The 16,851-nt window shown below is 66.9% G+C and carries 16 protein-coding genes and 1 pseudogene; 4 read left to right on the top strand and 13 right to left on the bottom strand.

What is annotated here, in order from left to right; translation table 11 throughout:
- Positions 1-97: 97 nt before the first annotated feature.
- The 7 genes from JWS13_RS04025 to mmsB all read right to left on the bottom strand — a co-directional run bounded on the left by JWS13_RS04025 (position 98) and on the right by mmsB (position 7,726).
- Entirely contained in the window at positions 98-712 is a 615-nt protein-coding gene (locus tag JWS13_RS04025) for a LutC/YkgG family protein (protein WP_206004600.1), read from the bottom strand.
- Positions 705-2,147 carry a LutB/LldF family L-lactate oxidation iron-sulfur protein gene (locus JWS13_RS04020; protein ID WP_206004599.1) on the bottom strand — a complete coding sequence of 481 codons (1,443 nt, stop codon included), beginning with the start codon at positions 2,145-2,147 and terminating at the stop codon, positions 705-707. The genes JWS13_RS04025 and JWS13_RS04020 overlap by 8 nt, the downstream gene beginning before the upstream one ends.
- Positions 2,129-2,902, bottom strand: coding sequence for a (Fe-S)-binding protein (locus JWS13_RS04015; RefSeq protein WP_241032074.1), 774 nt, complete (start codon positions 2,900-2,902; stop codon positions 2,129-2,131). The genes JWS13_RS04020 and JWS13_RS04015 overlap by 19 nt, the downstream gene beginning before the upstream one ends.
- Positions 2,899-4,104, bottom strand: coding sequence for a CaiB/BaiF CoA transferase family protein (locus tag JWS13_RS04010; RefSeq protein WP_206004598.1), 1,206 nt, complete (start codon positions 4,102-4,104; stop codon positions 2,899-2,901). The genes JWS13_RS04015 and JWS13_RS04010 overlap by 4 nt, the downstream gene beginning before the upstream one ends.
- 1 nt (position 4,105) lies before the next feature.
- Complete coding sequence (locus tag JWS13_RS04005) at positions 4,106-4,984, bottom strand: enoyl-CoA hydratase/isomerase family protein (RefSeq protein WP_206004597.1); 879 nt, start codon at positions 4,982-4,984, stop codon at positions 4,106-4,108.
- A 281-nt stretch (positions 4,985-5,265) separates the two neighbouring features.
- On the bottom strand, positions 5,266-6,741 hold the full coding sequence (locus JWS13_RS04000; RefSeq protein ID WP_206004596.1) for an aldehyde dehydrogenase family protein: 1,476 nt from the start codon (positions 6,739-6,741) through the stop codon (positions 5,266-5,268).
- Positions 6,742-6,841: 100 nt separating this feature from the next.
- Positions 6,842-7,726: a 3-hydroxyisobutyrate dehydrogenase gene (gene mmsB / locus JWS13_RS03995; RefSeq protein ID WP_206004595.1), complete on the bottom strand. Its 885-nt coding sequence runs from the start codon at positions 7,724-7,726 to the stop codon at positions 6,842-6,844.
- Positions 7,727-7,824: 98 nt separating this feature from the next.
- On the opposite strand from mmsB, the gene JWS13_RS03990 reads away from it, so the two are divergent.
- Complete coding sequence (locus tag JWS13_RS03990; RefSeq protein ID WP_206004594.1) at positions 7,825-8,736, top strand: LysR family transcriptional regulator; 912 nt, start codon at positions 7,825-7,827, stop codon at positions 8,734-8,736.
- 51 nt (positions 8,737-8,787) lie between these two features.
- Here the strand turns inward: JWS13_RS03990 and ilvC are convergent, their stop codons facing one another.
- Positions 8,788-9,801: a ketol-acid reductoisomerase gene (gene ilvC / locus JWS13_RS03985; RefSeq protein ID WP_206004593.1), complete on the bottom strand. Its 1,014-nt coding sequence runs from the start codon at positions 9,799-9,801 to the stop codon at positions 8,788-8,790.
- 140 nt (positions 9,802-9,941) lie between these two features.
- Here ilvC and JWS13_RS03980 point away from each other — a divergent pair, with 140 nt between their 5' ends.
- Positions 9,942-10,751 carry a GntR family transcriptional regulator gene (locus JWS13_RS03980; protein ID WP_241032073.1) on the top strand — a complete coding sequence of 270 codons (810 nt, stop codon included), beginning with the start codon at positions 9,942-9,944 and terminating at the stop codon, positions 10,749-10,751.
- A 523-nt stretch (positions 10,752-11,274) separates the two neighbouring features.
- Here the strand turns inward: JWS13_RS03980 and JWS13_RS03975 are convergent.
- The 5 genes and pseudogenes from JWS13_RS03975 to JWS13_RS03960 form a co-directional block, all read right to left on the bottom strand.
- Entirely contained in the window at positions 11,275-12,276 is a 1,002-nt protein-coding gene (locus tag JWS13_RS03975; protein ID WP_206004592.1) for a hypothetical protein, read from the bottom strand.
- Positions 12,277-12,278: 2 nt separating this feature from the next.
- A pseudogene (locus JWS13_RS03970) lies at positions 12,279-13,115 on the bottom strand (site-specific integrase); the annotation flags it as partial.
- A gap of 302 nt (positions 13,116-13,417) precedes the next feature.
- Positions 13,418-13,606 carry a hypothetical protein gene (locus JWS13_RS45390; protein ID WP_241032072.1) on the bottom strand — a complete coding sequence of 63 codons (189 nt, stop codon included), beginning with the start codon at positions 13,604-13,606 and terminating at the stop codon, positions 13,418-13,420.
- A 287-nt stretch (positions 13,607-13,893) separates the two neighbouring features.
- Entirely contained in the window at positions 13,894-14,424 is a 531-nt protein-coding gene (locus JWS13_RS45385) for a hypothetical protein (protein ID WP_241032071.1), read from the bottom strand.
- A 4-nt stretch (positions 14,425-14,428) separates the two neighbouring features.
- Positions 14,429-15,589 carry a site-specific integrase gene (locus JWS13_RS03960; protein ID WP_206004591.1) on the bottom strand — a complete coding sequence of 387 codons (1,161 nt, stop codon included), beginning with the start codon at positions 15,587-15,589 and terminating at the stop codon, positions 14,429-14,431.
- A gap of 209 nt (positions 15,590-15,798) precedes the next feature.
- On the opposite strand from JWS13_RS03960, the gene JWS13_RS03955 reads away from it, so the two are divergent.
- Entirely contained in the window at positions 15,799-16,029 is a 231-nt protein-coding gene (locus JWS13_RS03955) for a hypothetical protein (protein ID WP_206004590.1), read from the top strand.
- Positions 16,030-16,158: 129 nt separating this feature from the next.
- Positions 16,159-16,803 (top strand): PAS and ANTAR domain-containing protein, encoded by a 645-nt coding sequence (locus JWS13_RS03950; protein WP_206004589.1) that lies wholly within the window; start codon positions 16,159-16,161, stop codon positions 16,801-16,803.
- Positions 16,804-16,851: the final 48 nt, after the last annotated feature.

The following is a 16,851-nucleotide window of genomic DNA, read 5'->3' as shown; positions in this document are numbered from 1 at the left end:
CGGGTGTCCGGCAGCTCTCTCGGATGTCAGTATAGCGGGGATCGTGATTCTGGATCCACAATCCACGGGCGGTGGTGTGTCACCCCCGTCGGCAGGCCTACGACTCGATCAGCAGGACGTCGAGGGTCCGCGGTCCGTGCACGCCTTCGACTCGGTCGAGTTCGATGTCGCTGGTGGCGGACGGGCCGGAGATGAACGTCAGCGGCCGGGTGGTATCGAGGCGGGCCAGAGCCTCCGGCACGGTCGCGACCACCTGGTGGGCTTCGATCACACACAGGTGGTAGTCGGGGACGAGGGTCAACGCCCTCCGCCCCTGTGTCGGGCCCGCGTCGAGGACGATGGTGCCGGTTTCGGCGATCGTGACGGCGCACCCGGTCACCACCGCGTCCGCGGCGTCGAGTTCGTCGAGACCTAACGGTGTGTCGTCGAGCCATGTCACTTCCGGGGTGCGCCAGTCGGTCGGCAGCCCGGGCGGGGCGATGACCCGGGCGGCGCCTCGGCGGGCCAGGGCCGCGGTGATCTCCGTCCCCACCTGAGCGGGGCTGACCCTGCGGACGTCGGCCTTGTAGTCGGCGATCCGCTCCTGCGCCAACTCGAGCAGATCCGGGTAGTCGCGATGCAGGTCGTAGTCGCGGGGGATGTCACCGGCCATCGGTCGATCGCTGAGCGCGTCTCGGACCCGGTGGAGGATGGCGGTGCGGGCGTCACTCATCGGAATCCTTCCGGTTCGTCTTCCACCAGGTGCGGAACGACTCGGTCGCCGGCATCGGCATGTCCCGGGTGGCCGTCCATCGCGAACCCGGGAACGGCAGTCGGGACACCGACCCGGACGGGGCGAGCTTCGCGGCCGCGGCCCCGGCCCGCTGAGCGAGCGCGTACTTGCGGGGATCGGCGAACATCGTCGCCATGGCGCTCATCGCCAGGGCTTCCGGCGACATCTTGCTCTTCTCGGCGACGGCGCGTGCCCGCAGGTGGGTGAGGACCTCGGGGATGTCGATGCGTACCGGGCACACCTCGAAGCAGGCGCCGCACAGCGACGATGCGAACGGCAGCGAGGCCGCCTGCTTGTCGTGCGGGTCGTCGACGAGTTGCGGGGTGAGAATCGCCCCGATGGGGCCGGGGTACACCGACCCGTAGGACTGGCCACCGGTGCGCTCGTACACCGGGCACACGTTCAGACATGCCGAGCAGCGAATGCATCGCAGCGCCTGACGCCCGACGGGATCGGACAGGGTCGCGGTGCGACCGTTGTCGAGGAGAATCAGATGGAATTCCTGCGGGCCGTCGCCGGGGGTGACCCCGGTCCACATCGAGGTGTAGGGGTTCATCCGTTCCGCGGTCGACGAGCGCGGCAGCAATTGCAGGAAGACTTCCAGGTCCCGGCTGGTGGGGACGAGTTTCTCGATTCCCATCACGGTGATAAGTGTCTGCGGCAAGGTCAGGCACATGCGGCCGTTTCCCTCGGATTCGACCACCATGATCGAACCGGTATCGGCGACGGCGAAGTTCGCTCCCGAGACCGCGACCTTCGCGGAGAGGAACTTCTTACGCAGATGCCGGCGTGCCGCCTCGGCCAACGCCTTCGGTTCCGACGACAAGTCCGCGGGCGCTTCCGGCATCTGGTTCCGGAAGATTTCCCGGACCTCGGATCGATTCCGGTGGATGGCCGGAACGAGGATGTGGGAGGGGCGGTCGTTGCCGAGTTGGACGATGAGTTCGGCCAGGTCGGTCTCGATCGCGGTCACGCCCCCCTCCTCGAGGGCTTCGTTCAGTCCGATCTCGGCGGTGGCCATGGACTTGACCTTGACCACCTCGTCGGCTCCGGCGGCGCGTGCCAACTTCAATACGATCGCGTTGGCTTCGGCGGCGTCACGCGCCCAGTGCACGACACCACCGCGGGAGGTCACCGCCGCTTCCAGCTTCTGAAGGTAGGTGTCGAGGTGGGCGAGGGTTTCGTCCTTGATCGCCTCCCCGGCGCGCCGCAGCCGTTCCCAGTCCGGCACCTCACCGACCGCGGCGGCCCGTTTGTCACGGATGGTGTGGGTGGCGTGGCGCAGATTGCTCCGCAGCTGTGAATCACCAAGCGCTTCCTGGGCAGCCTTGGGGAAGGTGGGTACCCCCATCCAGGTCACTGGGTTACGTGCCACGGGTCCTCCTCGGTCGAGGCGAGAATGTCGGCGAGGTGCAGGGTGTGCACTCCGGTGCGAAGACGCGACAGACCGCCGCCGATGTGCATCAAGCACGAGTTGTCGCCGGCGGTGAGCACTTCGGCGCCGGTGTTGAGCACGCACCGCATCTTGTCGCTGAGCATAGCGCTCGATGTTTCGGCGTTCTTGACCGCGAATGTGCCACCGAATCCGCAGCACGATTCCGCGGCGGGCAGCTCGATCAGGTCGATGCCGCGAACCGCGCGCAGCAGCTGCAACGGCCGCTCGCCGACACCGAGCATCCGCAGTGAGTGGCAGGTGGGGTGGTAGGTGACGCGGTGCGGGAAGTAGGCACCGACGTCGGTCACCCCGAGCACATCGACGAGGAACTCCGAGAGCTCATACATGCGGTGGGCGAGGTCCTCCCCCACGCCGGGAAGTTTCGGGTAGATGTCGCGGACCATGGCTGCGCACGATCCGGACGGTGCCACGACGGCGGTGTACCCGTCGAACACCTCGTTCATGCGGGAGGCGAGCCGGGTGGCGTCGTCACGGTAGCCGGTGTTGAAGTGCATTTGACCGCAACATGTTTGACTCAGCGGGAATTCGACGGTGCAGCCGAGGCGTTCGAGCAACGTGACGACGGCCCGGGCGGTGTGCGGATACAGGGTGTCGGTCAGACAGGTCGCCATCAGGGCCACCCGCATCCCCGCCGCCGGCCGGGACGTCGGACTCTCGTGCTGGGCGGTGGTCATTGTTCCGAGTTCCACTGCAGCGCTTGTTTCCCGGTGAGCATCTCGCCGATCCGCTCGTCGTCGTATCCGACGTCTGCGAGAATCTCGCGGGTGTGTTCGCCGAGCAGCGGCGGCGGGCGGCGCAGCCAGTTCTTCTCGCTCCCGGTGATGTTGATCGCCTGTCCGAGGACCTTCATCGGGCCGAGGGTGGTGTGGTCGGTCTCCTCGATCATGTCGAGTCCGGCGGTGACCGGGTGATCGAGTGCCTGGTCGACGGTCAGGACGGGACCGCACGGCACACCGGACGCCGCAACAACGTTGAGCCATTCCTCGGTGGTCTTCGCGGCGAGGACGTCCTCGATGATGCGGCGCAGCTCAGCCCGGTTGGTCATCCGGGCGGCGTTGTCGGCGAAGCGTTCGTCGCTCTTGTAGGCCGGGAAATCGAGTACGTCGCACAGCCGGTGCCACATCTTTTCGTTGCCGCAGGCCAGGGTCATGGCACCGTCGGCGGTCTTGAAGGTGCCCTGGGGGAACATGATCGGATGGTCGTTGCCGTCCTGACCGGGCACGACGCCGAGGCTGAGGTACTTCTGCGCCTGATACGACAGCATGGTGAGCATCGACTGCATCAGCGACCCCTCGACGACGGTGCCCACTCCGGTGCGCTCACGCTCGTAGAGTGCACCCAGCACACCGACGGCACCGAACACTCCGGTCACCGAGTCGGCGACCGCGATACCCACGCGCAGGGGGCCGGTCTCGGCGGTGCCGGTGATGCTCATCAGCCCGGACATCGCCTGGGCGGTCTGGTCGAAGCCGGGCAGGTCCGCACCCGGTCCGCGCTGACCGAAACCGCTGAGGGACACATACACCAATTGGGGGTTGAGTTCGTGCAGGTCTGCGGCGCCGAGCCCCATGGCGTCGGTGGTGCCGGGTTTGAAGTTTTGGACGAATACGTCGGCGTCAAGGATCAGGTCCCGGCACGCCTGCATTCCCTCCGGGGTCCGCAGGTCCAACGCGATCGAGCGCTTGTTCCGGTTGGAGGCCATGTAGTACACGCTCTCGCCGTCCTGAAACGGGCCGGACTGGCGGGCGGGGTCGCCGACGGGCAACGTCTCAATCTTGATGACGTCGGCGCCGAGGTCGGCCAGGAGCATGGTCAGGGTCGGTCCGGAGAGATAGCGGGTGAGATCGACGACGCGGATCCCGTCGAGTGCAGCCATGTCAGTTCACTTCCTGCTGGTTGAACACGGGTCGGCGTCCCTGTTCGAAGGCCGCCACCCCTTCCTGGAGGTCCTCGCCTTCGTAGGCTTCGACACTCAGACGCGACAAGAGCTCGGTGTCCGCCGCGGTCAGTGCCCGCCCGTGCATGTCGGCCACTAGCTTCGATGCCCGCATGGTGACGGCCGACTGGCAGCAGATTCGTGTGACGAGTTTCGCAGTGGCCGAGGCGAGTTCGTGCGTCGGGACGATCTTCTGCACCAGTCCCAGCCGTTGGGCGTCCTCGACGTAGATCAGGTCGCCACTGAAGAGGAGGTACTTCAGCGCTGCCGGACCGATCAGTCGGGCGGCGGCGTCGGCCTCGGTGTAGCCGAGGATGACCCCGAGCCGCCCGATCGGGATTCCGAACCGGGCGTCCTCGGTGGCAATGCGGACATCGCACGCGGTGGACAATTCACATCCGCCTCCCACGGCCAGTCCGCGGATCGCCGCGATGACGGGAACCGGGACAGCTGAGACGGCGCGCAGGGTTTGCGCGACGAACTCGTTGTAGTGGGTGGCGTCGGCGGCCGTCATCCGGGTGCGGGGGAACTCCTTGATGTCGGCGCCGGCGGCGAAGGCCTTGGTACCGGCACCGCGGATCACGGCGGCGCGCAGCGTCGGATCGTGTGCCAGCTCGTCGAATATCGACCGGAGTCGTTGCCAGCTTGCGAGGGCCAGGGCGTTGTGGGCCTTCGGGTGACTCAAGGTGACCACGGCGACACTCCCCTGGCGCTGGAGGGCCACGCGGTCGGTCACTAGGTCGGCCGGTGGATCGTTCTCGAGCAGCTGCCGAAGGGCGAGTTCCGGTTCGGTCGCCGTCGACTCCTGGGTGATGGTCATGGTGCCTGTTCTTCCTCGCGGTCGCAGTGATCCACCCTGTTCGCTGATCTCGGCAGGGGAAGGTGAGAGGTCTTGTCTCGAGCCTCGACCGAAGTGATCGGCGGTACGGGTCTGGGGAGTAGGGGGTTGGGTCAAGCCGGCGGGGGGACGGGCGAAGGCGTGGAGGTTGAGCCCGCCTTCGCCCGTCAGCAGCCGGGCCTGGAGCCGTGCACGTCGGTTCAGGACTGCCGAAGGCTCCGGCTCGTCGACTGCGGCATCACCCACCCATCGCCGGTGATGGGTCAGCGGTTGGTGTCGATGGAGACGTGCTTACGCTGGGTGAAGCTTTCGATCATGCCCTCGAGGGAGAACTCACGGCCGATGCCGCTGCGCTTGTACCCGCCGTAGGACTGCCCGAGCACCTGCCCGCCACCCTGGTTGACCTGAACCCAACCGGCCTCGATCGAGTGCGCCGCCCGCAGGGCACGGCCGATGTCGTGAGTCCAGATGAACGCCGACAGACCGTAGTGGGTGTCGTTGGCCATCCGGATGACGTCGTCCTCGTCCTCCCAGGGAATCACGCACATCACCGGTCCGAAGATCTCTTCTTGCGCGATACGCCAGTCGTTCTCCACCCCGACGATGACGGTGGGCTCGACGTAGTAGCCCTCCGACAGCGGCCCCTCGGTCGGGGGCCGGCCGCCGACGGCGGCGGTGGTGTTGCTGCGCTGCAAGCCGTCGTCGATGTAGCCGCAGACCCGGTCGAACTGCTTCTTGTTGACGATCGCACCGATGTCGGAGTCCTCGTCGAGGGGGTCACCGACCTTCAGCTTCGCCAGGTTGGTGGTGACCTTGTCGACGAAGGAGTCGAGGATGCTCTTGTGCACGAACAGGCGTGATCCGGCGGTGCAGGACTGCCCCTGGCGGACGAAGCGCATACCGGTGATGGTGCCCTGCGCGACCCAGTCCTCGTTCGCGTCCGGGTAGACGATCTGCGGGTTCTTCCCGCCGAGTTCGAGGGAGACCGGCAGGATCCGGTCGGATGCGGCGGCCATCACCCGGGAGCCGACCGCGGTGGAGCCGGTGAACGAGAGCTTCCGCACATCCGGATGCGTGATGAGGGCTTCGCCCGCTTCGGTGCCGTAGCCGACGATCACGTTCAACACGCCACGCGGCAGGAACTCGTCGGCGATCTTGGCGATCTCGAGGACCGCGAGGGGGGCGTCTTCGGCGGCCTTGAGCACCAGCGTGTTTCCGGCCGCCAGTGCGGACGCGATCTTCATGACCGCCAGCTGCACCGGAGCGTTCCACGGGGTGATCGCGCCGACCACGCCGAGCGGCTCACGACGGGAGTAGTCGAGCACGGTGGCGTTGAGCGGGATGGTCTCGCCCTTGATTTCGCCGGCGACCGATCCGAAGTAGCGGAAGACGTCGATAGCGAAGTTCACCTCACCGCGCGACTGGGTGCGCAGCGCGTTGCCGTTCTCCACCGAGATGATCCGCGCGATGCGCTCGACATGGGGTTCGAGGGCGTCGGCGATCTGCTGGAGCAGGCGCCCTCGGGCGCGGGGTGCGGTGTCCCGCCAGCCGGGGAAGGCGCGCCCGGCGGCGTTGACCGCGTCCGCGATGTCCTTTTCGCCGCCACGGGGCACGCGGGCGATCGTCCGACGGTCCCGGGGGCTTTCGACCGGGATCCATTCGTCGTTGCGGGCGCCGACCCACTGGCCATCGACCAGGTTCAGGTACTCGTCGGCGAGCTCGGCAGTTACTGTAGCCATGTTGCTGATGTCTTCCGTGTGTACTGGATAAGTCGTGTGAGGGCCCGGTGTGCGCGCCTGATGTGACCGGCGCTCGGAGAGGACCGCGTACGGCCGTCGCTTACTTGAGGCCGACCTTGGTGATCACCGCGGACGCATCGAGATGGCCGTCCTTGATCGACAATTCGTCGAGCTTGTCTTTCGCGCCCCGTCCGACGACCAATTCGACGCCGGCGCTGTCGGCTGCAGTAGCCGCGAGGCCGAGATCCTTGGCCAGCAGGGCGGCCGCGAACTTCGGGGCGTAGTTGTTGTCGGCGGCCGAGCCGTCGACCAGTCCGGGCAGCGGGCAGAAGTTGTGCAGCGCCCAGCAATCTCCGGAGGAGGTGCTCAGGACGTCGAACAGCTTCTGCGGGGCCAGCCCGAGTCGTTCGGCGATGACGAACGCTTCGGTGAGGGCGACGAGGCTGCTGCCGAAGACCATCTGGTTGACCGCCTTCGCGACCTGCCCGGAGCCGGGACCGCCGGTGAGGACGGTGCGGGACCCCATCGCCTCGAACAGCGGCCGCACCTTCTCTACCGTCTCGGCCGCACCGCCGATCATGAAGGTCAAGGTTCCCGCCTGGGCGCCGGCGAGGCCGCCGGAGACCGGGGCGTCCAGCACCTCGATTCCCAACTCGACGCCTCGTTCGTGCAGATCACGCGAGGTGGGCACGTCGATCGACGACGAGTCGATGACGACGGCGCCCGGCGCAAGCACCGAGAGCGGACCGTCGGCGACCAGCAGCGCCTGACGGACGTGATCGCCCTTGGGGAGCATGGTGATCAGGACATTGACGCCGGTTGCGGCCTCGACCGCAGATGAGGCGACCTTGATCCCGTCCTCGACCGCACGGTCCCGGGCGTCGGAGACGACGTCGAATCCCTTCACCTCGTGACCGGCCTTGACGAGGTTCGCGGCCATGGGCCGTCCCATCGTGCCCAGACCAATGAACCCGATTGTGCTCATCTCAACCTGCTTTCGTTCGTGGGGGGGTGTTGCAGTTCACTATTGATGGTGGATTAGTGCACGGACAAGAAGGACCTTCGCACGTGGACTGTGCAAAGATGCACAGTGTGAACCTCGAGGATCTCCGGTACTTCCTGGCCCTGACGCGCTACGGCAAGCTGGCCGTGGCCGCTCAACGACTCGGGGTCGAGCACACCACCATCCGGCGCAGAGTTACCGCTCTCGAAACGGATCTCGGCACCCGGCTGTTCGACAAGACGCCCGGGGGCTGGATTCTCACGACCGCCGGACAGCGCCTGCTGCCCTACGCCCAGCGGATCGAACTGGAGTCCGATTCCGCTCAGGCCGCCATCAGCGACCGCAAGCACAGTCCGCAGGGGACCGTCCGCATCGTCGCCACCGACGGGTTCGGCGGCACGGTGATCGCCCCCGGACTGGCCCGGCTACGCACCGAGCACCCGGCGATCGAAATCGAACTGGTGACCACCAGTCACCTCCTCAACTACGCGGTCGGAGAGTTCGACATCGCGGTCACGACCAACCGACCGGAACGTCCGGGCTTCAAGATGATTCACCTGTGCGACTACGACTTGCGGCTCTATGCGAGTCCGCGCTATCTCGCCGATCATCCCCCGGTTTCCGCTCCCGAGGACTTGGCTGTGCACGACATGGTGTGGTTCGTCGAGTCGCTGCTCGACCTTCCCGAACTGCAGAGCGCCGAGGCGATCGCCGCTCGCGCGAACATCGTCTTTCGCACGACGAATCTCTTCGCCCAACTCGAGGCGGCGGCGAGCGGTGTCGGGTTGGCGCTCGTGCCGTGCTTTCTCGCACATTACGATCGCCGCCTGCGTCCGGTGTTGCACCAGCAGGTTCGCGCCCAGCGCAGCTTCTGGATGGTGATTCCCACCCGTCTTCTCACGACCGAGCGGGTGACGACGGTGTGCGAGCACCTGATGGAGACCGCCCGGATCGAGCACGCACGCCTGGTCCCCGACCTTCCGGCCCCCTGACGGACTCGGGGATGCACACGATGCGCGCACTGCCGCATCCCCGAGAATTTCTCACACCGTCTCGGTGATCGGACGGTCCACCCACGACATCAGGCCACGCAATTTGAAGCCAACCTCCTCGATGCCGTGCGCCTTTCCCTCCTCGCGCAGTCGCAGGAAGTCCGGGCGACCGTTGTCGTCCTCGGCGATCCACTCCGTCGCGAACGTTCCGTCCTGAATCTCGGCGAGGATCTTCTTCATCTCCGTCCGGGTGGCGTCGTTGACGATGCGCGGCCCGCGGGTGAGGTCTCCGTACTCGCAAGTGTCACTGCAGGAATACCGCTGCCGGGCGATGCCACCCTCATACATCAGATCCACGATGAGCTTGAGTTCGTGCAGCACTTCGAAGTACGCGATCTCGGGCTGATAACCGGCATCGACGAGAGTGTCGTACCCGGCCTGGATCAGCGCCGAGGCGCCGCCGCACAGTACGGCCTGCTCACCGAACAGGTCGGTCTCGGCCTCCTCGGCGAACGTCGTCTCGATCACCCCGGCCCGGGTGCCGCCGATTGCCTTCGCGTAGGACAGACCGAGTTCGAGAGCCTTACCGGAGGCGTTGCTCTCGACCGCCACCAGGCACGGCACCCCGTGGCCGTCCACGAACTGCCGGCGAACCAGGTGACCCGGCCCCTTCGGTGCGACCAACGCGACGTCGACCCCGTCGAGGGGGGTGATGTAACCGAAGCGCACATTGAATCCGTGACTGAAGAGCAGGGCATCCCCCGGCTTCAGATTCGGAGCGATGTCCTGCGCGTACAGCGTCCGCTGGACAGTGTCGGGCGCCTGAATCGAAATAACGTCCGCCTCGGCGGCCGCTTCGGCAGGGGTGAGCACCCGCAGCCCCTCCTCCTGCGCCTTCGCCCGGGACTTCGATCCCTCCGGGAGACCGACGCGCACGTCGACTCCCGAGTCGCGCAGGCTCAGGGCGTGGGCGTGCCCCTGGCTGCCGTACCCGATGACGGCAACTTTCCGTCCCTGGATGATGCCCAGGTCGGCGTCGTCGTCGTAGAAAATCTTCGCTGCCAACGTACTTCCTTCTTCCTACTAATTGTTCAGGCGTTCGCGCGGAGCAGTCGGATCAGGTGTGTGTTGCTGTGCCACCAACGGAGACCGCTCCGGCGCGTTCCTCACGCCAGGCCTAGCCGAATGCTGTCCGAGCAGGTCTTGTGGTCTGCAAGGCAGCGTATGTAGAGTGTGGATCCAGGATACATCGGATGCTAATAGATACAAGGGGGGGGTCTTTCTTGCCCGACCCGACCACGTGCATCCCCGCTTCGGCGCGGCGCCCGGCCAAGCACGGCACGCTGTCCGAATACGTGTACGAAGCGGTGAAAGAGTTGATCATCGCCGGCGAACTCGGCGGCGGCGAGCTCACCAGCGAGGGTGCCGTGGCCGAGCGGACGGGAACAAGCAGAACCCCTGTGCGAGAAGCGTTCCTGAGGCTCGAAGCCGAGGGCTGGTTGACCCTGTATCCGAAGCGCGGAGCCTTGGTCAACGCTATTCCACCGGACGAACCCGAACACCTCGTCGAGGCTCGCCTTCTGATCGAGAGCGGATGTTTGCGGTCGTTCACGGCCGACACAAGGCGCCGAACGGGTGCCGCCGACGAGATGCTCGCAATTCTGGAGCGACAACGAAGGCTTGCCGCCGAAGACGACCGCGGCGCCTTCAGCGCCGAAGACGCCGACTTCCATGCAGTCGTAGTGCGCTACAGCGGAAACCCACTACTGACCTCCGTACATACGGCACTCCGCGATCGACAACGACGAATGACCGCCATCTCCGTCAGTCGCGACCCCTCGCAGTTGAATCGCATCATCACCGATCATGCAGAACTGACTGAGCACGTCCGCGCCGGAGAGGTCGATCAATTCAGCATCTTGCTCGATACCCACATGCGGGAAGTGCACCAGTTGACCGGATGTCCGTGGATAGGGAACCCCGCAATTCTCCGGCTAACCCACGACCCTCGATAGACATGCTCGCCCCTCGGCTGCGCGAAGCCGGTCGATTCACACGCGGGCGCCGCGATCGGTGAACAATGCGAATACCGCGTCCGGCCCGCGACGGATTGCCCAGGACACGACCGCTGGATTTCATCTCGAACCGGTCGACGGAGTCGGGTCACTGGATTGTCGATCAACGACGACACGAGTTGGCGCGTGAACGACTTCGGGCATTCCTGAACGAAATTTGAGAATTCACCCCCGACCAACGTGCCACTGAGCGAGCTCGCACGAAACCGGCCGACGGCGTGTGATCGCGGAGCCACTCGGCGATCCCGGCGGACTGGGACGCGGGATCAGCTGTGATCAGTTTCAGCCGGCCGAGTAGTCCGCCGGTGGTGCCGGGTGCCGGCATCAGCGATCCGATCGGCAGAAAGGCGCTGTCGTCGTAGAACCGCTCATTGATGTCCATGCGGATTGTCCGTTCGAGTCAGGGCTACCTCCGGTCCGTCGACCACAGGATATCGATCGGGGTTGTGCGGCGGGGGTGTACTCAGGTGACGTCGTCGAGGATGGAATCCAGCTCGGCCAACAGCTGGTCGGCGCGGTCTTCGATGTCGTCGAGAAGGTCGGTGACGTCGGTCAAGTCCTTGTGGGCGCTGCGGCGGGCCGCGATCCCTCGCTCGTAGTAGTGCGGATCGAGGACACGGCCGTCGTCGATCGAATGCATGTCGGGTGCCGTGTCCGGCCGCGACGTTCGTGGCGGAACGGTGTGTGCGGGTGCTTTTCCGGACAGGTGCGCCTGGGTGATGGCGGTGATCGCGCGTGCGGTCAACGGTGCCGGGGTGAGCGGAGTGTGACCCCAGCGGTTGATCGGGGTCAGCAGCGGTCTGTCGTCGGTGCAGTAGACGGCGTCGAATCCGGCGAGGTCGCGGCCGGCTTCGAAGTGCCGGGCGATTGTGCGGGTGCCGTAGTTCTGGTCGAGAAATCCCAGGACCTCGGTCCACTCCCGATAGATCGAGACCAGGGGTATCTCGGGTGATTCAGGCAGGTCGATTCGGTCGCGGTCGACGCTCAGCAGTAGGGATCCACTGTGATCGCCTGTGGCGGTGACGTCCCGGCGGCGGAGTCGGGCGATTTGCTCGAAACCTACGCCCGCCGCGGCCAGGGCAAGGATGAGGGCATCACGGCGGCCGAAGAGTCCGGCCGGCCACCCGGCGATCGGAATCTGCGTAAGCCGTTCGGCGACGAGAGCTGATCTGCGTTGCAGCCGGGCGGCTCTCGTGGTGTTGAGGGCGCGGCGGATCGCTTCATCCGTGCCGGGCGCCGGGTGTCCCTGCCTACGGTGGACGGTGTTGATGACACTGACCCGACGTCGTTGGGTAGCCGGGACTGCGGGGTTGTCGTGCAGGAAGCGGGCCAGCTGCTGCGGTGGGGCGGGAATCGGTGGTTGGTCAGTCGCGGCGCACCAGTCCGTGAACAGCGCCCACACGTGCCGATCCCGGGCAGAGAGGCCCAGTGATCCATCGCCGGCGCCGGGTGGGGTGGCGTACATAGTTACAGCCCGAGGACGGTGACGGCGTTTCCGACCAGCGGGGTGCGTTCCCGGGCATACACTTCGAGCATTTCCGGCGTCCGGTGCCCGGTCTGACGCATGATCGCGTGTGCGTCCGCGCCGTTGCGGAAGGCTTGGGTGACGAAACCGGCCCGCAGCGAGTGTCCGCCGAGCTGGCTCACCAGGTCTGCGTCGTAGCCGGCCTTGCCGGCGCGGCGGCGAATCGCCTTGTGCACCGCCGCCCCCGACAGGGCGGTCTCGGACAGGTTGCCGTTCTTACGGATCGACCGGAACAGCGGCGCCCGCGGCGTGGTGCGTGGACCGGAAGTGCGACACACATGTGTTTCGAACGGATCTGCAGTGGTCAGGAGCCGGATCACCCCGGGACGGCCGCGGTGATCGAACGCGGCCACCACCTGCGTCCACCGGATGTACGCGCACGGAGGGCAGCTGTCGTGGCGGTCGGTGAACGGCAGCGCCAGCACGGTCCCTTTGCCTTCCTGATCGGTCTTCGACCGGCGCAAGCGCACGTGCACGCCGTCGTGCCGGTGCACACTCACGTCGGCGCCGTCCAATCCGACCAGTTCGCTGGGCCGGAATGCCCCGGCGAACCCCATCAGGATAAGGGCGCTGTCGCGGCGTTCTAGCACCGCCTGCGCCCACCCGTCCACCGTGTTTCTCGCGGCGGCGACGATGTTGACGATGTCCGTCGTCAGCAGGGCGGCCCGCGGGGTGCGGGGCCGGTCCCCCACGGCGGCATAGTCCCGGCGGATCCCGGACAGGGTGGCGCGCACGATCTCCTGCCCGGTCGGGGACTCGTGGCCGGTCCGGTGGTGGTGTGACACGCGAGTGACATGAAATTTGGAAAGTGACACCGCGTCGCGGAACCTACAAGTCTCTACACTCACGGCACTTCTGGCTCCACCTCCGTGTCACTCACGGTTTATGCGCACTCGGCGACGATAATTTCAGTTATCGCAGCTATCCCCGGAAACTGCGACGTCAGCGCGTTTCTGCTCCGCAGGACTGACGGTAGGAACCGACAACCTGCGGTCAGCGACCGGTGAACGATGTCCCGAGCGGCCCGGCAACAGCCGTGGGCGCGATCATGCGAGCCGCTCGGCGAGCAAGTGCCCAACCATCATTCGACGTCGATGTTGTCGAGGACTACCAGCAAATCGGCAAGGAGTTTGTCTGCCTCGTCTTCGATGCCGTCGAGGATGTCGGTGACGTCCGCGAGGTGGGTGTGTGCGCTCCGGCGGGCGGCGATGCCGCGGTCGTAGTAATCCTGGTCCAACTCGATGTCGGCGATATAGACCGTCTGCGCCACACCCGCGCGGACCGCCGGGCGTCGGGTGGGGGGGACGTCTATGTACCGGTGCCTGGCCGGTCAGGTGGGCGCGGACCAGGGCGGCGACGGATTGCCCGGTCAACGGGGTCGGGGCGAAGGGTGTGTGGCCCCACCGGTCGATCGGGGTCAGCAAAGGCCGGTCGTCGCGGCGGGCGTTGTCCGCGAAGGCGGACAGATCCGCGCTCCTCTCGAGGCGTCCGGCGAGTAACCGGGTGCTGGGATACCGGTCCAGGAACCCGAGCACTTCTACCCAGTTCCAATACACATCAACCGAATTCACACCGTCGGTGGGGATGCGGAGCCAGTCCCTCCCCCACCCGGACCACCAAGGCGTCATCCTCGGCGGTGACGTCGGTGCGGCGGAGGCGTGCGATCTGCTCAAAGCCCAGACCGGCGGCGGCCAGGGTGAGGATCAGGGCGTCGCGGCGGCCGAACAACCCACCCGGCCACCCCGTCACCGGGATCCGGGGCACCACGTGCGCCACCCGCTCCCCGACCCTCGCCAGACGGTCGGCGCGGGCGGCGTTGAGCAGCTGCCGGATCGCCTCGGCGCGACCCGGCGCCGGCAACCCCGCGCCGGTATGGACGGCGTTGATGGCGGTCACCCGCCGACGTTGGGTGCCGGCGGCGGCCGGGTGGTCGGCGAGCACGCTCGGATGCGCGGGCAGAGCCCGGTGATCGCAGGCTGCGCACCAGTCGGCGAACAGCGCCCAGTCGTGCTGGTATCGGCGGGGCACCACCAGCTGCGGTGGGCTGTTACCGAGCCCGGCCGCCGCGGTGGCGGGGTCGGCGTACACGGCTCTACAGCCCGATCTCGGTGACCGCGTTCCCCACCAGTGGAGCGTGTTCGCGGGCATACAGTTCCACCGTGGCCGGGTTGGTGTGCCCGGTCTGCCGCATGATTGCGTGCGCGTCGGCGCCGTTGCGGAACGCCTGCGTGACGAACCCGGCCCGCAACGAATGCCCACCCAACTGCGCCACCACCGTCTCGTCATAGCCCGCGGCCTGGGCGCGGCGGCGGATCGCCGCATGCACCGACGCCCCCGACAACGCCGCGGCGGAGAGGTTGCCGTTCTTGGCGATCGCCCGGAACAACGGCGCCCGAGCCTTCATCCGCGGCAACCCCGCCCGGCACACATGGGCCTCGAAGGGTGCCGCGGTGCGCAGCAACCGGATCACCCCGGGCCGCCCGGCCAGGTCGAAGGCGGCGACGACCTGCGCCCACCGCGCATACGCGCACGGCGGGCAACTGTGGTGGTGGGTGGTGAACGGCAACGCCCGCACGCTCCCGGCGCCGTCCTGGTCGGTCTTCGACCGCCGCAACCGCACATGGATCCCGTCCTGCCGGTGCACGGTGACATCACCACAGTGCAGGGCGACGAGTTCGCTGCGCCGGAATGCGCCGGCGAACCCCATCAACAACAGGGCACTGTCGCGGCGCTCGTGCACTTCCGATGCCCAGCCGGTAACAGCCTGCCGGGCCGATCCCACGATGGTGACGATGTCCTCGACCAGCAACGGTGCCCGCGGGGTGCGGGGCCGGTCGCCGGTGGTGGCGTAGGTGCGGCGGATCCCCGACAGGGTGGAAGTTACCAGGGCCTCGGTGCACGGGTTCGGGAGGTTCGCGGCGCGGTGGTAGTGGCCGATCACCGAGATCCACCGGTTCAGGGTGGACGGTGAGTAGGCGCGCTCCCCCACGTCGGTGAGGGTCTCGGCGGCGTCGACCAGATACGCGGCGACGGTGACCGGGTGCGCCGGCAACGCCGCATGACCGCTCCGCTCGCACCATCCGCGGAAGCGGCGCCAGTCGGAGGCGTAGACGCGGCGGGTGCCCGCCGAGTGTGACGCCTCGAGCGCCCCGGTGATGTGGGCCACGGTCTGGTCCGACAACTCGGGGGCCGCGCCCCACCCACGGTCGGGACTCACTCCTGCCGGTACGCCGGCGGTCGCCTCGATCGTCACAACCGGGGAATCTACCCAGGGTCACCGACAATCACCGGTGGCGCGCCGGTGTCAGTGGCGTGAGCGGGACTGTTCGTCGGTGTGCATCGCCAGGACGGCAGCGAACGCGGTGATCAGCAAACCCAGCAGGAGCAACACATTCATCGTGTTCCCTCTCGACGCGTCAGCGTGGACCCATTTGGCGGGCTGGGCGGCGGTCGTCGGCGAACATGGCCTCGATCCTCGCTTTGATCTCCGCGGTGCTCATCGCGCCGCTGCGCCGCATCGGCGGCGGCGAGGTGATCGAAGACGCCGGAATCGTCGAGGCTGTGCTCATGCGCGCCCTACCTTTCATCGTGTCCGCGGACCCGGCGCACCAGGTTGGTGTGCACCACCGTCACAGTGATGTGATCCGCTTCACATTTTCTGCCTCCAATGTTGTACATCACTCACGTCATTGACGCCAACCCTCCCCTGCCGCAGCACAGTTGACGTTCTCCACGGCTCCGAGCCGTTGCGCGGGCGGCGGGCGGCACGGCCGCATGACCATGGCAACTTGTCGGTTATCGCGATGCGCTAGAAAATAGGGCGTGACTACGGATCAGGTGTTCGGTGGGGAACCGCAGCGGGTGGGCAGCTTCCGGTTCCTCCTCGACGGGCAGCGGTGGGAATGGTCCGATGCCGTCGCCCAGATGCACGGCTACCAACCCGGCGAAATCGTCCCCACCACCGAACTGCTGCTCTCCCACAAACATCCCGAGGACCACCCGCACGTCGCGCGGGTCCTGGACCGGATGATCAACGCCGCCGAACCGTTCAGCAGCAAACACCGCATCATCGACACCGCCGGCCAGGTGCACCAGGTCGTCGTCGTGGGCGACCGGCTGTGCGACGACACCGGGGCCGTGATCGGCACGACCGGGTTCTACATCGATCTCACCGCCTCCTACCGCGACGAGGTGAAGGAGTCCGTCGACGAAGCGGTCGCCGAACTTGAGCAGTCCCGGGCGATCATCGAGCAGGCCAAGGGTGCACTGATGCTGGTCTACGGCATCTCCGCCGACCGGGCATTCGACATCCTCATCTGGCGCTCCCAGGAGACCAATACCCGGCTCCGCATCCTCGCGGAACTGCTCGTCGCCGGGTTCGGTCAGTGCGACACCGGCGCGGGTCTGCGCACCCAGTTCGATCACCTGCTGCTCACCGCGCACGAGGGTGCCCGGCATCCGGTGTAGGTCTTCGTCGAGGGGCGGTCAGTCCCGGGCACCGACACGCCGGATCGA

The organism is Rhodococcus pseudokoreensis, assembly GCF_017068395.1.
Taxonomy (GTDB): domain Bacteria; phylum Actinomycetota; class Actinomycetes; order Mycobacteriales; family Mycobacteriaceae; genus Rhodococcus_F; species Rhodococcus_F pseudokoreensis.
Note: the sequence above shows the minus strand (reverse complement) of the source record. Positions and strands in the feature narration are given on the sequence as shown.

Bases quoted from the DNA above. Each gene is read 5' to 3' on its own strand.
- JWS13_RS04025 (WP_206004600.1), bottom strand. From the start codon at position 712: ATGAGTGACGCCCGCACCGCCATCCTCCACCGGGTCCGAGACGCGCTC.
- JWS13_RS04015 (WP_241032074.1), bottom strand. From the start codon at position 2,902: ATGACCACCGCCCAGCACGAGAGTCCGACGTCCCGGCCGGCGGCGGGG.
- JWS13_RS04010 (WP_206004598.1), bottom strand. From the start codon at position 4,104: ATGGCTGCACTCGACGGGATCCGCGTCGTCGATCTCACCCGCTATCTC.
- JWS13_RS04005 (WP_206004597.1), bottom strand. From the start codon at position 4,984: ATGACCATCACCCAGGAGTCGACGGCGACCGAACCGGAACTCGCCCTT.
- JWS13_RS04000 (WP_206004596.1), bottom strand. From the start codon at position 6,741: ATGGCTACAGTAACTGCCGAGCTCGCCGACGAGTACCTGAACCTGGTC.
- mmsB (WP_206004595.1), bottom strand. From the start codon at position 7,726: ATGAGCACAATCGGGTTCATTGGTCTGGGCACGATGGGACGGCCCATG.
- JWS13_RS03990 (WP_206004594.1), top strand. From the start codon at position 7,825: ATGCACAGTGTGAACCTCGAGGATCTCCGGTACTTCCTGGCCCTGACG.
- JWS13_RS03975 (WP_206004592.1), bottom strand. From the start codon at position 12,276: ATGTACGCCACCCCACCCGGCGCCGGCGATGGATCACTGGGCCTCTCT.
- JWS13_RS03955 (WP_206004590.1), top strand. From the start codon at position 15,799: ATGGCCTCGATCCTCGCTTTGATCTCCGCGGTGCTCATCGCGCCGCTG.